This window comes from Pseudomonas sp. NY15356, from assembly GCF_048068175.1.
Lineage (GTDB): Bacteria > Pseudomonadota > Gammaproteobacteria > Pseudomonadales > Pseudomonadaceae > Aquipseudomonas > Aquipseudomonas putida_K.
The window spans coordinates 37,518-55,682 of sequence record NZ_JBLUPW010000013.1; the positions used below are offsets into that span (position 1 = coordinate 37,518).

Consider the following 18,165-nt stretch of genomic DNA (forward strand, 5'->3'; position numbering starts at 1 on the left):
AAGAACCAGGGTGATTCACAATGGCAACCTGTGGCGAAGTATTGGTCAAACTCCTCGAAGGCTACGGCGTGGACCACGTCTTCGGGATTCCCGGTGTGCATACCGTGGAGCTCTACCGCGGCCTGGCGGGCTCCTCGATCCGGCACATCACGCCGCGCCACGAGCAGGGCGCCGGGTTCATGGCCGATGGTTATGCTCGTACCCGAGGCAAGCCGGGGGTGTGTTTCATCATCACCGGCCCCGGGATGACCAACATCACCACTGCCATGGGCCAAGCCTATGCTGACTCGATTCCCATGCTGGTGATCTCTAGCGTGCAGTCGCGCGACCAGCTCGGTGGTGGGCGCGGCAAGCTGCACGAGCTGCCCAACCAGGGCGCGCTGGTCGGCGGCGTGGCAGCCTTCTCCCATACCCTGATGAGTGCCGACGACCTGCCGCAGGCCCTGGCCCGGGCCTTTGCCGTGTTCGACGGTGCCCGGCCGCGTCCGGTGCATATCGAGATCCCGCTGGACGTGTTGGTCGAGCCGGCCGAGCATCTTCTGCCCAGCCGCCCGGTGCGTACCACACGTGCAGGCGCCTCGCCCTGCATGGTGGCGCTCATGGCCGAACGCCTGGCCCAGGCCCGACGGCCATTGATCCTGGCAGGCGGCGGCGCCCTGGCGGCAGGCCCGGCCCTGGCGGCGCTCGCCGAGCACTTGCAGGCCCCGGTGGCGCTGACGATCAACGCCAAGGGCCTGCTGGCGTCCAGCCACCCGCTGCAGATCGGCTCGACCCAGTCGCTGCCGGCCACCCGAGCCCTGGTCGCCGAGGCTGACGTGGTGCTGGCCATCGGTACCGAGCTGGCTGAGACCGACTACGACGTGACCTTCAAAGGTGGCTTCGAGATTCCTGGCAGCCTGTTGCGCATTGATATCGACCCAGACCAGACCGTGCGCAACTATCTGCCGGAGCTGGCCCTGGTGGCCGATGCCGAGCAAGCGGCCCAGGCGCTGCTCGTCGCCCTGCAAGCGTTGCCTGAGCCTGCTCGAAGCAGCGATTGGGGCGTCGGTCGTGTGGCTCGCCTGCGCCAGAACCTGGCGGCGGGCTGGGACCAGCCGACCTTGAGCCAGACGCGGCTGCTCACTGGAATCCTGGCGGCACTGCCCGACGCGATCCTGGTAGGCGACTCCACCCAGCCGGTGTACACCGGCAACCTGACCCTGGATATGGACAAGCCGCGGCACTGGTTCAACGCCTCGACCGGCTACGGCACCCTAGGCTACGCCTTGCCTGCGGCCATGGGCGCCTGGCTTGGCAGCGCGGAGCGTGCCGATGAACGTGCTCCGACGGTGTGCCTGATCGGTGATGGCGGCTTGCAGTTCACCCTGCCTGAGCTGGCCAGCGCAGTGGAAGCACAGGTGCCGCTGATCGTGCTGCTGTGGAACAACCAGGGGTACGAAGAAATCAAGAAGTACATGGTCAACCGGGCCATCGAGCCGGTGGGTGTGGATATCCATACGCCGGACTTCATCGCAGTGGCCCAGGCCTTGGGCGCTGCGGCGCAGCAGGTAGGAGATGTGGTGCAGTTGCAGGCCGCTTTGAAGCAGGCGGTGGAGCGCCGGGGGCCGACGTTGATCCAGGTCGACCAGGCCCAGTGGCAGGCGGCAGTCGCGGGCTGAGGTGCCATCTTGTGGGAGCGGGTGAACCCGCTCCCACAGAGGCAGCATTGGCCGCCTGTTCTCTGCGAGACAGCGCAGCCCGAAGGGCTGGGTAAATATCCCACGGGGCCTGCAAGATTCGGGGTCAGCCCGTGTTGCCGCGTAACCGCGCCACATCACGGATCGGCGGTGCGCCATACAACCGGCTGTATTCACGGCTGAACTGCGAAGGGCTTTCATAGCCCACCCGATACCCGGCCACCGCTGCTTCCAGCCCGTCATTGAGCATCAGCCGCCGCGCCTCCTGCAGGCGCAGTTGCTTCTGGTACTGCAAGGGGCTCATCGAAGTCACGGCCTTGAACCTGTGGTGCAGCGTCGAGGTGCTCAGGTTGACCTCCCGCGCCAGCTCCTCGATGCGCAAGGGCAAGTGGTAGTGATGCTTCAGCCAGGTGATGGCCTGGCTCACGCGGTGGGTCTGGCTGTTGGCCAGGGCGATTTCGTACAGGCGATGGCCCTGGGGGCCGCGCAGCAATCGATACAGGATCTCGCGGCGGATCAGCGGCGCCATGACTGAGATATCCCGGGGCGTATCGAGCAGGCGCATCAGGCGAATCAAGGCATCGAGCAGCTGCGGGTCGCTCTTTTCCACGTACAGGCCTCGGCCAGAAGGCAAATTGGGTACCAGCATCGGCCCGCTTTCGGCGATCAGCTGGCTGATCTGGGTCGGGTCGATATCCAGGCGCAGGCCCAGGGTGGGGTTTTCCGGACTGGCATCCAGGCGTACGGCGCTGATCGGCAGGGTCACCGACACTACCATGTAGTGCAGCGGGTCGTAGGCGTATTGCTCATCGCCCAGGAACAGGCTCTTGCTGCCTTGGGCCAGGATGCACAGGGCGGGCTGGGCCAGGGTCGGCATCGAGCGGATATTCTCGCGATAGGCCGTGGGGTACAGGTCGTCGATGGCCGAGGGCGGGCCATGAGGCTCGCCGGCATGGCGCAGGATCAAGCCGGCCAGTTCCTGGCGCTGCGCTTCCAATGCGGGGTCGATGGGCATGGGCGGTTCCTCTTCTGACCGACGCAGCATAGGTTTGGGCAAGGGTAGGCGCTAGTCGAAAGCTGCACCTCGATTGCCTGATCCTGTCGCGCGGCAGGATCAGGCAATCGGGCGGCAGTAATCGCCTAACCACGCGCGAGGGCGAGCGCCTAACCTTGGCAGCCTGGTTTCATTGCCCCTCGTTCATGGAGATCGATCATGACCCTGCCACAACCGGTCACACACCTGGCTTTCATCCGCGCCAGCAATGGTCGCTCGGCAGAGCTGGGCGCGCGCCTTCGTGATCTGCTGGAACCTTCGTTGCGGGCGCCGGGTTGCCTGAGCTTCGTCGTGCAGCAATCCCAGGCCGATGGCGACCTCTGGCTGCTCAGCGGCAGCTGGCGCGACCAGCAGGCGATGAGCGGCTATTTCGCGTCACCCACCCTGGATGTCTTCGGTGAGCTGGTGCAGGCCCAGGTGGTCAGCAGCCTGGACCTGCACACCTTCGCCTGATGTCCCGTCGTCACCGTGATGGGTGGGGTAGAATGCCGCCCTTTGTTCACACCACGGATTTGCACGATGGCACGTAGAGAGTTTCCTCGTTTCGAAGCGGTTTCGGCGATGGTTCCCGTCGAAGGTGGCGGCTATAGCGCGGCAATCGCCGTGAAGGGGCTGGGCGCCGCTGGCGCGCCGCGCTTTCACAAGGTGCTCGAGGGTCAGGTGTTCAAGAGCGCGGTGGCGGCCGATGAGGCCGCCTGTGCCGAGCTTGCACGCCTGCAGGGCGTCGGCGAGGAAGGCGAGTTGCTCTGGTGATCAGCCGTTGACCTGGGGCCGGGCCATCTTGAACAGGTTGCCCAGCTCGAAATAGTCCGCCGGGCCGCCGCCGCGCAGGATCGGCTCGGCTGCCGCAGTGTCGTAGATGCCATCCTTGAGCAGATGCTCGGCGATATGCACCGCGACCACCTCACCTAGAATCAACCAGCTGGGCACCGGTGCCTGGTCGGCGCGTTTGAGCTGGACGATTTGACTCACCTTGCATTCGAAGGCCACCGGGCTTTCGGCTACGCGCGGCACTTGGACCACACGCGAAGCGTTCGGGGTCAGGCCGCTGAGCACGAACTCATCCACATCCGCAGCCACGGCCGCGCAGCTCTGGTTCATCTGCTCGGCCAGCGGGCGGGTCGCCAGGTTCCAGACGAATTCGCCGGTCTGTTCGATATTGTTCAGGCTGTCTTTGCGCCCGACGCTGCAGAAACCGATGATCGGGGGAATGTAGTTGAAGGCATTGAAGAAGCTGTAGGGCGCGAGGTTCAGGCGACCTTCGGCATCCTGTGAGGAGATCCAGCCGATGGGCCGTGGGCCGACGATGGCATTGAAGGGGTCGTGGGGCAGGCCGTGGCCTTTGGCGGGTTCGTAGTAATACATCTGCGCAAGGCCTGTGGGCCTTTCCTGTGTGTGGACGAGGCGCCTAGTGTGCCAAGGCTTGGCCTGGCTGGAAATGATCGAGCCCGGCCGAAGCCGGGCTGGGTACGCATTTACAGTGATCAGCTGAAGCGGTGGGCGTTGGTGCGGTCGAAGCCGTTTTCCGCGAAACGCTGTGCGCCAGTGCGGTCGAAGCCGTCTTCAGCGAAGCGTTGGCCGCCAGTGCGGTCGAAGCCGTCTTCAGCGAAGCGCTGTGCGCCGGTGCGGTCGAAACCATCTTCTGCATAAGTGGCCGACTGGGTAGGGACGGCGTTGAAGCTGTGGGCGTTGGTGCGGTCGAAACCGTCTTCGGCGAATGCACCGGTAGCCAGTGCCGACAGAGCCAGGGTCAGGATCAGTTTGCTTTTCATGGTCGTTGCTCCAGTGGAATCGTGGGGTTGTTTGTTTCTATGGATTCAATGCTACTCCGATTAAATCGATTAAAAAGCGCAAATATCCGAGCTTAATAATCGTTTTTTTAGATGTGTTAAGGCGCATGAGCAGCCTGCTTCCAGTCAGGCCCGGTCACGGCCCGCCTTGAACCCAAGTGAAACGTTTTTGACCCTTCAAGCGTGCCGCGCGGGAATTAATGCCGGGTTAAATGAAACCTTCCGGGGCTTCGCCCTGCATCGCGGGACAGAGGGATAAAAAAAGGGCGCCCCGTCAGATGGGGCGCCCTTTTTTGCTGCGGTACTTACTGGGGATCAGTCAGTCACGATCCGCGAGTGCTTGGCGGTGTCCTTCATGGTGGCGTACACCAGCAGCGAACAGGCGATGCAGGCGGTGACGTACCAGTAGAAGCCGGTCTCCATGCCATGGCTCTTGAACCACAGGGCGACGTACTCGGCAGTACCGCCGAAGATCGACACGGTCAATGCGTAGGGCAGGCCGACGCCCAGGGCGCGGATCTCGGTGGGGAACAGCTCGGCCTTGACCACGGCGTTGATCGAGGTATAGCCGCTGACGATGATCAGCGCCGCCATGATCAGGAAGAAGGCGCCCCACCAGGTCTGCACGGTGTGCAGGGTGCTCAGGATCGGCACGGTGAATAGGGTGCCCAGCACACCGAAGGCGATCAGGATCGGGCGGCGACCGATCTTGTCGGACAGCCCGCCGATCACCGGCTGCAAGCACATGAACAGGAACAGCGTGGCCGCCGAGATGGTGGTCGAGTCGCTGATGCTCATGCCCACGGTGTTGACCAGGTACTTCTGCATGTAGGTGGTGTAGGTGTAGAAGGCCAGGGTGCCGCCCATGGTCAGGCCGACCACGGTCATCAGCTCCTTGGGATGGCGCAGCAGGGTACGCATCAGGCTTTCCTTGGATTTCTCCTTCTTGGTGAAGGAGCTGGTCTCTTCCATGCCACGACGCAGGTACAGGGCGACCACCGCGCACAGCGCGCCGATCACGAAGGGCACGCGCCAGCCCCAGGCATACAGCTGCTCGGTGGTGAGGGTCTGCTGTAGGATTATCAGCACCGCCAGCGCGATGAGCTGGCCGGAGATCAGTGTCACGTACTGGAAGCTGGAGAAGAACCCACGACGGTCCTTGCTGGCCATTTCGCTGAGGTAGGTGGCGGAGGTGCCGTACTCACCACCTACCGACAGGCCCTGCATCAGGCGCGCCAGTACCAGCAGGATCGGCGCGGCGACGCCGATGGTCTCGTAGCCCGGGGTCAGGGCGATGACCAGGGAGCCGGCGCACATCAGCAGCACCGAGGCCATCAGCGCGGCCTTGCGGCCCTTGCGGTCGGCATACAGGCCCATCAACCAGCCACCGATCGGGCGCATGAGAAAGCCCACGGCGAAGATGGCAGCAGTGTTGAGCAATTGTGCGGTGGTGTCGCCAGCCGGGAAGAAGGCCTTGGCGAAGTACAGCGAGAACGCGGCGTAGACATACCAGTCGTACCATTCGACCATGTTGCCGATGGAACCACTGAAGATCGACTTGAGGCGGCTGGCGGTGGTTTTTTCCGCGGCGGGCACGGTGGCCGCCCCGGTGGGCAGGGTGCTGGCGTTATCCATCAGGGGATACCTTCTCGTTGTTTTTGTGGAGCGCGCCTGGGCGCGGCTTGAGAAGGCGATTGCAGAAGGTGTGCCAAATAGGGGCGAGGCGGTCCAGAAAGGGGCGCTACGCAGCCTATCGCGGCTCAAAGCCCCGAAACTCAGGCATTCACGCCCCCCTTGTAGGAGCGGGCTTGCCCCGCGATGGGCTGCGCGGCAGCCCCAATTCATCAGGGCAAATAAGCAAGATCTTGCTCATCCATCTCGAGCAATAGGCAAGAATCCGCCTATTCGCGCTCGAGAAAATCCTCCCGCACCAACCCGTGCCGCTGCATCTTCTCGTTCAAGGTACGCCCTGGCAGTTGCAGGGTTTCCATCACCGCTTTGATTTCACCCTTGTGCTGGCGCAGTGCTGCGCGCAGGCACTGGGCTTCGAACGCCTCCATCTGCCCGGCCAGGGATTGTCCGTCCGACGCTGCTTCGACGTTGGGCGCGTCCAGCCCCAGGGCATGGCGCTCGGCGGCATTGGCCAGCTCGCGGACATTGCCCGGCCAGTCATGGGCCAGCAGCCGCGCCAGTTGCACGCCCGCAAGGGGCGGCGCGGTGCGGCCCAGGCGTTCGGCCGCAGCTCGGGCGAAATGCTCGAACAGCAAGGGGATGTCTTCGCGCCGCTCGCGCAAGGGGGCCAGGCGCAGCTCGGCGACGTTCAGGCGGTAGGCCAGGTCTTCGCGGAACCGCCCGGCCCGAGCCTCTTCCAAGAGGTCCGGCTTGGTCGCGGCGATGATCCGCAGATCAACGCTGATGCTCTGGTTGGCGCCGAGGCGCTCCAGCTTCTGCTCCTGGATCACGCGCAGCAACTTGGCCTGCTGGGCCAGGGGCATGCTTTCGATTTCGTCCAGAAATACCGTGCCGCCATTGGCGTATTCCAGCTTGCCGATACGCTTGCCCTGGGCGCCGGTGAAGGCGCCGCTTTCGTGGCCGAACAGCTCGGCCTCGAACAGCGACTCGGGGATCGCTGCGCAATTGAGGGCCACGAACGGTTTGTCGGCACGCGGGCCGAAGTCGTGCAGGCAACGGGCGACGCGTTCCTTGCCGCTGCCGGTTTCACCGCGGATCAGCACGTTCACCGGCAGGTTGGCCAGGTCCAGGACTTGGCGGCGCAAGTGCTGCAGGCCCTGGGACATGCCCAGCAAGGTGCCTTCCAGGCGCGACTTGAGGTCGGCCTGTTGATGCAGGCGTCGGTTCTCCAGTACCAGTTGGCGCTTTTCCAGCGCGCGGCGCAGGCTGCCCAGCAGGGTCTGCGGGGTGAAGGGTTTTTCCAGGAAGTCGTAGGCACCGCTGCGCATGGCTTCGACCGCCATGGGCACATCGCCGTGGCCGGTGAGCAGGATCACCGGCAGGTCCGGGTCCTGTGCCTGCAGCCGCTCGAGCAGCTGCAGGCCATCGATGCCCGGCATGCGTACATCGCTGACGACCACCCCAGGGAAATGCGCCGGCAAGTGCGCCAGGCACTCCTCGGCACGGGCGAACAGCTGGACGCTGAAGCCGCTCAGGCTCAGCCACTGTTCCACTGCGGTACGGATACTGGCTTCGTCATCGACGACGATCACCGAATTCAACATACAGGCTCCTGGTCGCGGGGCAGGGTGAAGCTCAGGCGGGCACCGCCCGGTAGGTTCTCGGCCTGCAACTGGCCGCCGGCCTCCTGGACGATGCCATAGGAGATCGCCAGGCCCAGACCAAGTCCTTCACCCACCGGCTTGGTGGTGAAGAAGGGGTCGAAGACCTTGATCAGGTCCGCCTTGGGGATGCCGCCGCCGGAGTCGAGCACGCTCAGCCGCCAATGGCCGTTGTCGGCTTCTATGCGGATCTCCAGGCGTTTGTAGCGTTTATCGGCCATGGCGTCGAGGGCATTGCGCAGCAGGTTGATCAGCACCTGCTCGAGGCGGATCGCGTCGCCGCGGACCCAGGCCGGGCGCGCCAGGTACTGCGCGACCTCGACGCCCTCGTCGCGGATGCGCGCTTCGAGCAGGTGCAGGGCCTGATCGACCACGGTCGCCAGGTCCAGGCGCTCGCGCAGGCCGCCCGGGCTGTTGCGGGCGAAAGTCTTCAGGTGCCCGGTCAGCGCTGCCATGCGCTTGAGCATCTGCTCGAGGGGCTCCAGGGCGCGACGGGCCTCGTCGATACGGCCATGGTCGAGCAGCAGGCGCAGGGTTTCCAGTTGCATGCGCTGGGTGGTCAGGGGTTGGTTGATTTCATGGGCCAGGGCCGCCGACATCTGCCCCAGCGCTGCCAGTTTGGTCGATTGCACCAGGCCCTCCTGGGCGGTACGCAGCTCACGGGTGCGTTCCTCCACCAGGCGCTTGAGGTCGTCGCGGCTGCGCTTGCGCAAGCGGTCCAGGCGCAAGCGCTGGCTGACGAAGAGTGCGGCGAACACCAAGGTCAGCCAGATGGCCGCGGCGGCCAGGGCGGCGTTGCGCCCGTCAGCACTGACCTGGGGTTTGCGCAGCAGGTGCAGGGTCCAGCCTTCGGCGTCCAGCGGCAGGCTTTCCCACAAATAGTCGGCGGTGCCTTCCGGGCCCTCTACACGGCTCAGCCGGCTGTTGTCGTCGAAGTGGCTCAGCACCTGGTGTTGCAGGGGCACCAGAGGCTGCTTGTCATACTGCCGGGTTTCGGCCAGTTCGGCGCGGTCGGCGCTGGAAATCGGTTGCAGTTCGCGGTAGCGCCAGCCGTCCTGGTTGGCAATGAAGGTGATGCCGCGGGCGTCGCTGACCAGCAGGATGTCACTGCCCTGGCGCCATTCGCGCTCGAGCTCGGGGAATTCCAGCTTGACCACCATCGCCCCGAGGAAACGCCCATGCTCGTCGTTGACCGCGCTGGCCAGGAAGTATCCCGGCACGCCGCTGGTGACGCCGACCGCATAGAAGCGGCCGCTGCCGTGGGTGCGGGTCTGCTTGAAGTAGGGGCGAAAGCCGTAGTTGGAGCCCACGTAGGTGGTCGGCAGGCGCCAGTTGCTGGCGGCGATGGCGAGGCCAGTACGGTCGAGCAGCTCGAGGGTCGAGGAGTTGGCGGCGCCGTTGATGCGCTCGAGCTTGCGGTTGAGGGCCTCCTGCACGTGCGCGCTGACTGGGCCGCGCAGGGCGGCGATCAGCTCCGGGTCCAGCGCCAGGACGGCCGGCAGGGCGCGGTAGCGTTCGATCAGGGTGTGCAGGGCATTGGCGTACAGGGTCAGCTGCTGGCTGGCCCGGCGGGCGTCGGTCGCCATGGCCTGGCGCTTGGCCTGGTGCATCGCCCAACCGGCGCTGAGCGCGGTGCCGACGAGGATCACCAGGACGATCATGGCCAGGCGCAGGGTTCGGAGGGAAAAAAGCATGAGGCGGGTCCTTGGCCTGTGCGGGTATTCGATCGATGATTGTCGGTGCTGGCCTCATCGCGGGACAACACAGGCCTGGCTGATTGTGCGAGGCCTGTGGGTTTACGGGTTTTGTGCTCTGTATGATCGCCCAGCCCAAGGGGGCTGGGTAATCGCCTACAGCAACTCGAAGCTCTGCTGCTGCACCGCCTCGGAGTCCAGGCCGACCTGGACGTTGAACTGCCCAGGCTCTGCGACGCGTTGCAACTGGCCATTGTAGAACTTCAGGTCATCCTCGCTGATGCGGAAGGTCAAGGTCCGCGACTCACCGGCCTTGAGCATCAGTTTCTGGAAGTTCTTCAGCTCCTTGACCGGGCGACTCATGGACGCGCTGACATCCTGCAGGTACAGCTGCACTACCGTCTCGCCGTCGCGTTTACCGGTGTTCTTCACCGTTACCTTGGCCTCGAGCGTACCGCCACGCTTGAGCTGCTGGCTGCCCAGGGTCAGACCCGAAAGTTCGAAGCTGCTGTAGCTCAGGCCATAGCCGAACGGGTAGAGCGGACCGTTGGGCTCCTCGAAGTATTGCGAGGTGTAGTTGCCCGGCTTGCCCGGCGTATAGGGCCGACCGATGCGCAGATGGTTGTAGTACATCGGGATCTGCCCGACCGAGCGCGGGAAGGTGATGGCCAGCTTGCCGGACGGGTTGTAGTCGCCGAACAGCACATCGGCGATGGCATTGCCGCCTTCGGTGCCGCTGAACCAGGTCTCGAGCAGGGCGTCCGCCTGCTCGCGTTCCCAGGCCAGGGACAGCGGGCGACCATTCATCAGCACCAGCACCAGGGGTTTGCCGGTGGCCTTCAGCGCCTTGATCAGGTCGCGCTGTACCTTGGGAATTTCCAGGGTGGTGCGGCTGGAAGACTCGTGGGACATACCACGCGATTCCCCGACCACGGCCACCACCACGTCGGACTGCCTGGCGGCCTTCACCGCCTCGTCGATCAGTACGGCGGCGGGGCGTGGGTCGTCGACGATCTCGGGCGCGGCGAAGTTGAGGAAGTTCAGGTAGTCGAACATGGCCTTGTCGCCGGTCACGTTCGAACCCTTGGCGTAGACCAGCTTGGCCTTGCCCGCGAGGGCGCGGCGCAGACCTTCGCGCACGGTCACCGAGTGCTCCGGTTTGCCGTCGGCAGCCCAGCTGCCCATCATGTCGATCGGAGCATCGGCCAGCGGGCCGACCAGGGCGATGGTGCCGGCCTTCTTCAGCGGCAGGGTCTGGTCACGGTTCTCCAGCAGCACCAGGCTGCGGCGCGCCACGTCGCGGGCTGCCTCGCGGTGCAGGCGGTTTTCGGCGTAGTAGTCGGCAACGTCGCTCTCGGGCTTGCCGATGCGCACGTACGGGTCCTTGAACAGACCCATGTCGTACTTGGCACCGAGCACTTCGCGCACCGCCTGGTCCAGCTCGGCCTGGGTCACTTCGCCGGACTTCAGCAGGCCCGGCAGCTCTTCGCCATAGAGCGTGTCGTTCATGCTCATGTCGATGCCGGCCTTGATCGCCAGCTTCGCGGCCTCGCGGCCATCCTGGGCCACGCCATGGCGGATCAGCTCCTGGATGGCGCCGTGGTCGCTGATGGTCACGCCCTTGAACCCCCACTCCTTGCGCAGCAGGTCGTTCATCAGCCAGGTGTTGGAGGTGGCCGGCACGCCATTTATGGAGTTCAGCGCCACCATTACCCCGCCTGCGCCCGCCTCGAGGCTGGCGCGGTAGGGCGGCAGGTAGTCGTTGTACATCTTCGGCAGGCTCATATCGACCGTGTTGTAGTCGCGCCCGCCTTCCACCGCACCGTACAGGGCGAAGTGCTTGACGATGGCCATGATGCTGTCGGGGTTGGCTGGGCTCGAGCCCTGGAACGCCTTGACCATCACCTGGCCGATCTTCGAGGTGAGGTAGGTATCCTCGCCGAAGCCTTCGCTGGTACGGCCCCAGCGCGGGTCGCGGGCGATGTCGACCATCGGCCCGAAGGTCATGTCCAGGGAGTCGGCCGCGGCCTCGATCGCCGAGGTACGGCCAACCTTGGCGATGGCGTCCATGTCCCAGGTCGCCGCCAGGCCCAGGCCGATCGGGAAGATCGTGCGCTCGCCGTGGATGGTGTCGTAGGCGAAGAACATCGGGATCTTCAGGCGGCTGCGCATGGCAGCGTCCTGCATCGGCCGGTTCTCCGGTGCCGTGCGCGAGTTGAAGGTGCCGCCGATGCGCCCGGCGGCGATCTCCTCGCGGATCTTCTCGCGGGGCATTTCCGGCCCGATGCTGATAAGGCGAAGCTGGCCGATCTTCTCGGCTTCGGTCATCTGGCCGATCAGGTGTTCGATGAATGCCTGCTTGTCCTGCAGGGGTGGTGCGGAGGGAGCGGCCAGGGCCGCCTGACTGGCAAGGCCCATGGCCAGGCCCAGCAAACACAGTTTCATCATGAATTCCGTTGTCGAGGCCTGTGCCGTATCCACGGTGATACGCGCGTGGCCGAGTTCTTTGGCGGCTGTTCTTGTAGGGTTCGCCGGGCGTTTCTTGGCCGATCCGCCCTGCAGTGTCCAATGCAGCGGCGGATTATGCCTCATCTGGGGCGTGTCATGAGATACACTCCCGCCGACCGGCTGCCGGGACAACAACTATAAGAACGACCGAGAGACCCTGGGCATGACTGTTTTCAACGAATATGAACAGCGCCAGATCGCCGAGGCCATCGCCCGCGCCGAGCAGCGCACCGATGCGGAGCTGGTGACCGTGCTGGCGCGTCGCGCCGACGACTACGCCTACCTGCCTTTGTTGTGGGCCGCATTGTTGGCCCTGGCGATACCTGGCCTCGCACGCCTGGCCTTGGGCTGGCCGGATATCCGCACCTTGCTGGTGGCGCAGATGGTTACCTTCGTCATCCTCTGTCTTTTGCTGCGTAACCCACGCTTGGCCAGCTGCCTGGTGCCGCGCCTGTTGCGCCAGCGCCGTGCGTCGGGCCTGGCCCGGCAGCAGTTTCTGGAGCTGAACCTGCAACGCACCGCCGGCGCGACGGGGGTGCTGATCTTCGTCAGCGAAGCGGAGCGCCACGTGGAGATCCTGGTGGACGAAGGCATCGCCCGCCATCTACCGGAGCAGGCCCGCGAGGCGCTCGTCGCGCGCTTCACCGAGCAGGTGCGCCAGGGGCAGACCCTGCAAGGCTTCGTCGAGTGCATCGAGGCGTGCGGCGAATTGTTCAGTGAACATGTGCCGCCGACTTTCGCGCGCAACGAACTGCCCAATCGCCTGGTGATTCTCGACTAGCCGCGTCTATCGAGAAACCCTTCGCGCAGGCCAGGCATCGACGTAGAATGCCCGCCATTGCGCGTTGCGCTTCCCGCATTTCGAGGCACCCGATTCCCATGTCCGCCACACCTTCCGCCACCACCGCGCCGGATGCGCGTGCCCAGTTCCTTGGCCTTCTGGCCGATGCCCTGCACAGGGGCAGCTTGGCCAAGCTGGTGCTGGCGCGCCATGTCGGCGCCGACCAGACCTTGCAGCGCATCATCGCCAAGCCCGTGGTGGTCAAGGGCCAGCCGTGCCTGTCGCTGGTCTACCGTCACCAGACCCGCGACATCACTCGCAACCTGCCGTTGGATCAGGCCCAGGCACTGGTAGCCGATCTGCTGCCGGAAAGCTTTCGCAATGCCCACCTGTTCAGCGCCGAGGGCGAGGTGCAGCTGGGCTTCAGCAAGAAAGGCAAGCCAATGCTCCAGCGCCATGTCGCCCAGCCGGCCCGTGAACAGGCAGGCGCTGCCCACGACCGGGAGAAGAAGCGCTACCTGGAGCTGTCGCGACCCTTCCTGCGCGACCTGGGGGTGACCGATGCCCAAGGCGCGCTGATTCCGTCGATGTCGCGCAAATGGAAGCAGATCAACAAGTTCATCGAGGTATTCGACCATGCCCTGGCCAGCGCGCCGCTGGCTGCGGACCAGCTGCTGCGGGTGGCGGACTTCGGTTCTGGCAAGGGCTACCTGACCTTCGCCATGCACGACTACCTGCGCAACACCTTGGCCCGTGACGCCCAGGTGACCGGCGTCGAACTGCGCCAGGACATGGTCGATCTGTGCAATGCCGCCGCCGCGCGCCTGGAGCACCCGGGCCTCGACTTCCAGTGCGGCGATGTGCGCAGTGTGGTGCCGGAGGCCATCGAAGTGATGATTGCCCTGCACGCTTGCGACATCGCCACCGACTACGCCATCCATACCGGCATCCGCTGCAACGCCGCGATCATCATGTGCTCGCCGTGCTGCCACAAGCAGATCCGCCCGCAGTTGCACAGCCCGGGGCTGCTGCAGCCGATGCTGCAGTATGGCCTGCACCTCGGCCAGCAGGCCGAGATGCTCACCGACAGCCTGCGCGCGCTCTATCTGGAAGCTTGCGGGTACGAAACCAAGGTGTTCGAGTTCATTTCGTTGGAGCACACCAACAAGAACAAGATGATCCTGGCGGTCAAGCGCCGGCAGCCGGTGGACAACCGCGCGCTGCTGGAGAAGATCGGGCAGCTCAAGGCGTTCTACGGCGTGCAGGAGCATTGCCTGGAGACATTGTTACGCCAGGATGGGTTGATTGCGGCGTGACGGCTGGGCCTGCTCTGCAGTCCTGTGGGAGCGGGCTTGTCCCGCGATAGGGGCGCGTAGCGGCCCCATGCGCACTCAGCGCTGGCGAGCACGCTCCACCGGCACCTCGATCGCCAGTTCAGAACTACCCAGGGGATGGCTGCTGGCATCGAAGAAATGCAGCGCCGTTTCCGGCATGTCGGCAAACCGCTGAACGAAATGCTGCTTCTGGTTGATGACCGACGCTTCGCTCAACGGCCGGATGGCGATCGATAAATGCCGTGGCCGCGCCTGGCGGATGGCATCGAGCAGGTGCTGGTCGCTGGCGTCCAGGTGTTGGCCGAACAGGCACAGGCCCTCGCGTTCCCTGGCCAGTTGGCCCAACCCCCATGACAGATAGTCAGACGCGCGGATGGCTCGCAGTTTTTCGTCGCTGCGGCCCTCGTTGACGAACAGCGGCACCTCGCCGGGAATGTTCACGGCAAAGCCATCGAGCAGCTCCGTGCATTCGGCGCTGCGCTGGCGCGTGGTGCCGTCGGGCAGCTTGAGCAGGTGCAGGCCACCGTGCAGGTGGACGACCCGGGTACCTTCGCCTGAGGTGCGGCGCACATCGAAGAAGCCCTGTTCGTCGAACAGCGCGGCGAAGCCTTCGGGCGCTTGCTGCAGGGCCCACGGCAGCACCAGGTCATAGTTGCTGGTGTAGACGTTGCGATAGTCGCGCAGGGCCTGGTTGATCGTCGCCAGCGTATCGCCCGGCACCCGCGCCCAAGGCACGTGTACCGCGCGTATGGCGTGGATCAGGGCTTCCTTGATCGAGTAGTAGCGGTTCAGCGGTGCGGTGGAATTGATCGCCAATGCGGCATTGGCACGCACGGTGGTGTTGAGGGTGCTCAGTACCGGCTCGAACAGCTCGGTACCCAGGGCCTTGAACAGCGCCTGGTCGCTTACGCCGAGCGCCTTGTGACGGACCCGTTGCGCCTCCTCGAACAACGAGAAGTAGCCGAACGGCTTCCACAAGGCGCGGCTGGCGCCGTTGCCCAGCAGCAGGGCAGAACAGGGGTGGCGGTCGTTGAGCACCTGCCAGGCGGGCAAGTGGGCATCGAGAGCGGGCATGATGAGTCCATTGGGCTGGGCGGGAAACGCGGGGACTTTAGCATGCCGGGCAGGTTGTGCGGGACAGCCTCCGTGCAGCCGTCCGGCCCGGTAGCTCAATGGGACAAGGCTTTGAGCACATGGCCAGTTGCGAGGCGGATACGAAGTGGTAATAGATAACCCTGGCTCCGCCACGTGTTCCATGGCCTTTTGCTGCGACACGAATCTTGCGTAATCCGCCTGTACCCTCGATGAGGTCACCTGCTTCGGGCGTGCCCATTAGTTTCAATTGCAACGCACGATAGGCCTCGTCATCGAGCAGGCTTTTTGCGCGTTTGGTGAACACTGGCGTTTCGATGAAAAGCATAGCATGGCATACGTCATTGGCGTAGTGCCTGGCATGTCAGCGCTACAGGGATGGAGAGGAGAAGATTATCTGTCTTGCGTCATCCCTCTGAATAAGAAGCGCTCCTGTAAGTACGTAGGTCATTTCCTCACGGATGCGGAAAACCCGCTCCCATAGGAATTGTGCTTGCTGCATGTGCTCCGTATGGCAACGCTACGCATGGCGTTCTCGAAGTCCGCAGCTGCCCCGGCCCCACAGCGCAATACCGGGCACCGTGTTTGGGCATGCTTCGTCGAGTGCGGGCATGCCCTTTTTTCTGTCGCCGGGGCTCAAGCCTTCTGCAACGCCATTGCCACCTGCTTCGCCACCTCGATGAAGGCACGCGCGGCGGCTGTCTGGTAGGCGCCTTTGCGCTGCAGGAGCACGGCTGTGCGTTGCAGGCGCAGCGGCTCCAGGTCCAGGGCGGTGAGGTCGGTATGGGCGCTGGCGAGGTTGGCCGGCAGCAGGGTCGACAGCGTCGTGCGGCGTACCACCTCGATCACCGCCCCAATGGCATTGGCCTCCATCGCCACCCGTGGGCGTACACCCTGCTGGCGCAGGTAGCGGTCGATCTGCTCGCGGGTGGCGAATTCGCCGCTCAGCAGCACCAGGGATTCTGCGCCCAGCGCCTCTCGCGAGATATGACGCTGCCCAGCCAAGGGGTGTGCGTCGCCGACCACCAATGCCAGGCTCTCGACCAGCAGCAACTGCGCCTCGATGTCCTGGGCATGTACCTGATCGAATGCGATCCCCACATCCAGCTCATCGGCCAGCAACAATGCTTCCATGCGTTCCTGGGCGATTTCACGCAAGGTCAGGGTGATGTTGGGGTAGCGGCGATGGAAGGCCTGCACCAGCGGGCCGATCAGGTAGGTGGTGAAGGTCGGCGTCACGGCCACCCGCAGCGCCCCCCGGCTCAGGTCGGCGACATCATGGATGGCGCGCTTGCCTTCTTCGAGTTCCTGGGCGGCCTTGCGGGCGTAGCGCAGGTACACCTCGCCGGCGTCGGTCAGGCGTGTGGTGCGCCCCGAGCGGTCGAACAGCTGTGCGCCGAGACTCTCTTCCAGTTGCCTGACCTGCTGCGACAGGGCCGGTTGCGAGACATGCAGCGCCGCCGCCGCGCGGGTGAAGCTATGGTGTTGTGCCACGGCCAGGAAGTAGTGGATATGTCGAGCGAGCATGATGAAGCCGCATAAGTTTATCTGATGCGGTTCATCATAAATGAGACTTTTACCTTATTGGAACCACTGCGTAACCTTTGCTCCATCGCATCGCGAGACAGAGGTTAGAGCAATGAAGGACATCATCGACGGCTTCCTGAAATTCCAACGGGACGCCTTTCCAAAGCGCGCCGGCCTGTTCAGGAACCTGGCCACCCGACAAAGCCCGCGCGCGCTGTTCATCTCCTGCTCCGACAGCCGGCTGGTACCGGAGCTGGTCACGCAACGCGAGCCAGGCGACCTGTTCGTCATCCGTAACGCCGGCAACATCGTGCCGTCCTATGGCCCTGAGCCTGGCGGCGTCTCGGCTTCGGTGGAGTATGCGGTCGCGGCCCTGCGGGTGTCCGACATCGTGATCTGTGGGCATTCCGATTGCGGCGCCATGACCGCCATCGCCACCTGTACGTGCCTGGACCACATGCCTGCCGTGGCCGGCTGGTTGCGCTACGCCGAATCGGCCCGGGTGGTCAACGAGGCCCGCCAACATGCCGGGCCGCACGCCAAGGTCGAAGCCATGGTGCGCGAGAACGTGATCGCCCAATTGGCCAATATCCAGACGCATCCGTCGGTACGCCTGGCCCTCGAAGAGGGGCGCGTGACCCTGCACGGTTGGGTCTACGACATCGAAAGCGGGCGCATCGATGCCTTCGATGGTCGTACCGGCACCTTCCTTTCCCTTGCGGACAACCCCGACGTCCGCGCCGTTTCGCACCTGCTCCAGCGAGCAGGGTGAACCCTTCAATCCACCACGGAGATAGCACCATGATCCAGTCCCAAGTCAGCCAGAACGCACGCCTGGCCCTGACCGACGTCATCCTCCTGGCCAAGGCCCGCAAGGACCTGTCGTTCGCGCAGATCACCGAAGGCACCGGCCTCTCCGAGGCCTTCGTCACCGCGGCGCTGCTCGGCCAGCACGCCTTGCCGGCCGACGCTGCCCGCCTGGTCGGCGACAAGCTGGGCCTGGACGCCGATGGCGTGGCCCTGCTGCAGACCATCCCGCTGCGCGGCAGCATCGAGCACCGCGTCCCCACCGACCCGACCATCTACCGTTTCTACGAAATGCTGCAGGTCTACGGCACCACCCTCAAGGCGCTGGTGCACGAGAAGTTCGGCGACGGCATCATCAGCGCCATCAACTTCAAGCTGGACCTCAAGAAGGTCGAGGATCCAGAAGGCGGCTCCCGCGCCGTGATCACCCTGGACGGCAAGTACCTGCCGACCAAGCCGTTCTGACCCGGCGATAAGTGAAACGGCCCGGTCGACGTAATGCGTCGGCCGGGCCGTTTGGCGTGTGTTCGATTTGGTTTCTTGCCAAGGCCCACGCAGCTATCCGCTCAAAAACGTTAACGAGCGCTGGCTCAGCTCACAAGTGGATGT

16 protein-coding genes and 1 pseudogene are annotated in these 18,165 nt (G+C 64.5%); 7 read left to right on the forward strand and 10 right to left on the reverse strand.

Annotated features, from left to right (window positions below; genetic code table 11):
• Positions 1-20: 20 nt before the first annotated feature.
• On the forward strand, positions 21-1,658 hold the full coding sequence (locus ACNFCI_RS12660; protein WP_368829541.1) for a 5-guanidino-2-oxopentanoate decarboxylase: 1,638 nt from the start codon (positions 21-23) through the stop codon (positions 1,656-1,658).
• Between the two features lie 124 nt (positions 1,659-1,782).
• Here the strand turns inward: ACNFCI_RS12660 and ACNFCI_RS12665 are convergent, their stop codons facing one another.
• The gene (locus ACNFCI_RS12665) at positions 1,783-2,691 is read right to left on the reverse strand and encodes an AraC family transcriptional regulator (RefSeq protein WP_084855870.1); all 909 of its coding nucleotides are present in this window, start codon (positions 2,689-2,691) and stop codon (positions 1,783-1,785) included.
• 198 nt (positions 2,692-2,889) lie between these two features.
• On the opposite strand from ACNFCI_RS12665, the gene ACNFCI_RS12670 reads away from it, so the two are divergent.
• Together ACNFCI_RS12670 and ACNFCI_RS12675 are read left to right on the forward strand one after the other, a co-directional pair.
• Positions 2,890-3,183 (forward strand): putative quinol monooxygenase, encoded by a 294-nt coding sequence (locus ACNFCI_RS12670; RefSeq protein WP_084855871.1) that lies wholly within the window; start codon positions 2,890-2,892, stop codon positions 3,181-3,183.
• 66 nt (positions 3,184-3,249) lie between these two features.
• Positions 3,250-3,483 (forward strand): hypothetical protein, encoded by a 234-nt coding sequence (locus ACNFCI_RS12675; protein WP_084855872.1) that lies wholly within the window; start codon positions 3,250-3,252, stop codon positions 3,481-3,483.
• On the opposite strand, the gene ACNFCI_RS12680 is transcribed toward ACNFCI_RS12675, so the two are convergent.
• The 6 genes from ACNFCI_RS12680 to bglX all read right to left on the reverse strand — a co-directional run bounded on the left by ACNFCI_RS12680 (position 3,484) and on the right by bglX (position 11,955).
• Positions 3,484-4,095, reverse strand: a complete 612-nt coding sequence (locus ACNFCI_RS12680; RefSeq protein ID WP_084855873.1) for a flavin reductase family protein — start codon at positions 4,093-4,095, stop codon at positions 3,484-3,486.
• 119 nt (positions 4,096-4,214) lie between these two features.
• On the reverse strand, positions 4,215-4,502 hold the full coding sequence (locus ACNFCI_RS12685; RefSeq protein WP_084855874.1) for a hypothetical protein: 288 nt from the start codon (positions 4,500-4,502) through the stop codon (positions 4,215-4,217).
• Between the two features lie 333 nt (positions 4,503-4,835).
• Complete coding sequence (locus ACNFCI_RS12690) at positions 4,836-6,155, reverse strand: MFS transporter (protein WP_084855875.1); 1,320 nt, start codon at positions 6,153-6,155, stop codon at positions 4,836-4,838.
• A 266-nt stretch (positions 6,156-6,421) separates the two neighbouring features.
• Complete coding sequence (locus tag ACNFCI_RS12695) at positions 6,422-7,756, reverse strand: sigma-54-dependent transcriptional regulator (RefSeq protein WP_416768006.1); 1,335 nt, start codon at positions 7,754-7,756, stop codon at positions 6,422-6,424.
• Positions 7,750-9,507, reverse strand: coding sequence for an ATP-binding protein (locus ACNFCI_RS12700; protein ID WP_368829540.1), 1,758 nt, complete (start codon positions 9,505-9,507; stop codon positions 7,750-7,752). Before ACNFCI_RS12700 ends, ACNFCI_RS12695 begins: the two co-directional genes overlap by 7 nt.
• Before the next feature lie 156 nt (positions 9,508-9,663).
• Positions 9,664-11,955, reverse strand: coding sequence for a beta-glucosidase BglX (gene bglX / locus ACNFCI_RS12705; RefSeq protein WP_368829539.1), 2,292 nt, complete (start codon positions 11,953-11,955; stop codon positions 9,664-9,666).
• Positions 11,956-12,178: 223 nt separating this feature from the next.
• Between bglX and ACNFCI_RS12710 the strand changes: the two genes are divergently transcribed.
• Together ACNFCI_RS12710 and ACNFCI_RS12715 are read left to right on the forward strand one after the other, a co-directional pair.
• Positions 12,179-12,796 (forward strand): TPM domain-containing protein, encoded by a 618-nt coding sequence (locus ACNFCI_RS12710; protein ID WP_084855880.1) that lies wholly within the window; start codon positions 12,179-12,181, stop codon positions 12,794-12,796.
• A gap of 98 nt (positions 12,797-12,894) precedes the next feature.
• Positions 12,895-14,112: an SAM-dependent methyltransferase gene (locus ACNFCI_RS12715; protein ID WP_368829538.1), complete on the forward strand. Its 1,218-nt coding sequence runs from the start codon at positions 12,895-12,897 to the stop codon at positions 14,110-14,112.
• 75 nt (positions 14,113-14,187) lie between these two features.
• On the opposite strand, the gene ACNFCI_RS12720 is transcribed toward ACNFCI_RS12715, so the two are convergent.
• The 3 genes and pseudogenes from ACNFCI_RS12720 to cynR form a co-directional block, all read right to left on the reverse strand.
• On the reverse strand, positions 14,188-15,204 hold the full coding sequence (locus ACNFCI_RS12720) for a DUF4917 family protein (RefSeq protein WP_084855883.1): 1,017 nt from the start codon (positions 15,202-15,204) through the stop codon (positions 14,188-14,190).
• Between the two features lie 118 nt (positions 15,205-15,322).
• Positions 15,323-15,550: pseudogene (locus tag ACNFCI_RS12725) on the reverse strand (type II toxin-antitoxin system RelE/ParE family toxin); the annotation flags it as partial.
• A gap of 308 nt (positions 15,551-15,858) precedes the next feature.
• Positions 15,859-16,749 (reverse strand): transcriptional regulator CynR, encoded by an 891-nt coding sequence (gene cynR / locus ACNFCI_RS12730; RefSeq protein WP_368829537.1) that lies wholly within the window; start codon positions 16,747-16,749, stop codon positions 15,859-15,861.
• Positions 16,750-16,861: 112 nt separating this feature from the next.
• Here cynR and ACNFCI_RS12735 point away from each other — a divergent pair, with 112 nt between their 5' ends.
• Positions 16,862-17,521 carry a carbonic anhydrase gene (locus tag ACNFCI_RS12735; RefSeq protein WP_224458109.1) on the forward strand — a complete coding sequence of 220 codons (660 nt, stop codon included), beginning with the start codon at positions 16,862-16,864 and terminating at the stop codon, positions 17,519-17,521.
• 29 nt (positions 17,522-17,550) lie between these two features.
• Entirely contained in the window at positions 17,551-18,021 is a 471-nt protein-coding gene (gene cynS / locus ACNFCI_RS12740) for a cyanase (RefSeq protein ID WP_368829536.1), read from the forward strand.
• The last annotated feature ends 144 nt before the right edge of the window (positions 18,022-18,165 follow it).

Bases quoted from the DNA above. Each gene is read 5' to 3' on its own strand.
- ACNFCI_RS12690 (WP_084855875.1), bottom strand. From the start codon at position 6,155: ATGGATAACGCCAGCACCCTGCCCACCGGGGCGGCCACCGTGCCCGCC.
- ACNFCI_RS12665 (WP_084855870.1), bottom strand. From the start codon at position 2,691: ATGCCCATCGACCCCGCATTGGAAGCGCAGCGCCAGGAACTGGCCGGC.
- ACNFCI_RS12735 (WP_224458109.1), top strand. From the start codon at position 16,862: ATGAAGGACATCATCGACGGCTTCCTGAAATTCCAACGGGACGCCTTT.
- ACNFCI_RS12685 (WP_084855874.1), bottom strand. From the start codon at position 4,502: ATGAAAAGCAAACTGATCCTGACCCTGGCTCTGTCGGCACTGGCTACC.
- ACNFCI_RS12700 (WP_368829540.1), bottom strand. From the start codon at position 9,507: ATGCTTTTTTCCCTCCGAACCCTGCGCCTGGCCATGATCGTCCTGGTG.
- cynS (WP_368829536.1), top strand. From the start codon at position 17,551: ATGATCCAGTCCCAAGTCAGCCAGAACGCACGCCTGGCCCTGACCGAC.
- ACNFCI_RS12695 (WP_416768006.1), bottom strand. From the start codon at position 7,756: ATGTTGAATTCGGTGATCGTCGTCGATGACGAAGCCAGTATCCGTACC.
- ACNFCI_RS12720 (WP_084855883.1), bottom strand. From the start codon at position 15,204: ATGCCCGCTCTCGATGCCCACTTGCCCGCCTGGCAGGTGCTCAACGAC.
- bglX (WP_368829539.1), bottom strand. From the start codon at position 11,955: ATGATGAAACTGTGTTTGCTGGGCCTGGCCATGGGCCTTGCCAGTCAG.
- ACNFCI_RS12680 (WP_084855873.1), bottom strand. From the start codon at position 4,095: ATGTATTACTACGAACCCGCCAAAGGCCACGGCCTGCCCCACGACCCC.
- ACNFCI_RS12670 (WP_084855871.1), top strand. From the start codon at position 2,890: ATGACCCTGCCACAACCGGTCACACACCTGGCTTTCATCCGCGCCAGC.
- ACNFCI_RS12715 (WP_368829538.1), top strand. From the start codon at position 12,895: ATGTCCGCCACACCTTCCGCCACCACCGCGCCGGATGCGCGTGCCCAG.
- ACNFCI_RS12660 (WP_368829541.1), top strand. From the start codon at position 21: ATGGCAACCTGTGGCGAAGTATTGGTCAAACTCCTCGAAGGCTACGGC.
- cynR (WP_368829537.1), bottom strand. From the start codon at position 16,749: ATGCTCGCTCGACATATCCACTACTTCCTGGCCGTGGCACAACACCAT.
- ACNFCI_RS12710 (WP_084855880.1), top strand. From the start codon at position 12,179: ATGACTGTTTTCAACGAATATGAACAGCGCCAGATCGCCGAGGCCATC.
- ACNFCI_RS12675 (WP_084855872.1), top strand. From the start codon at position 3,250: ATGGCACGTAGAGAGTTTCCTCGTTTCGAAGCGGTTTCGGCGATGGTT.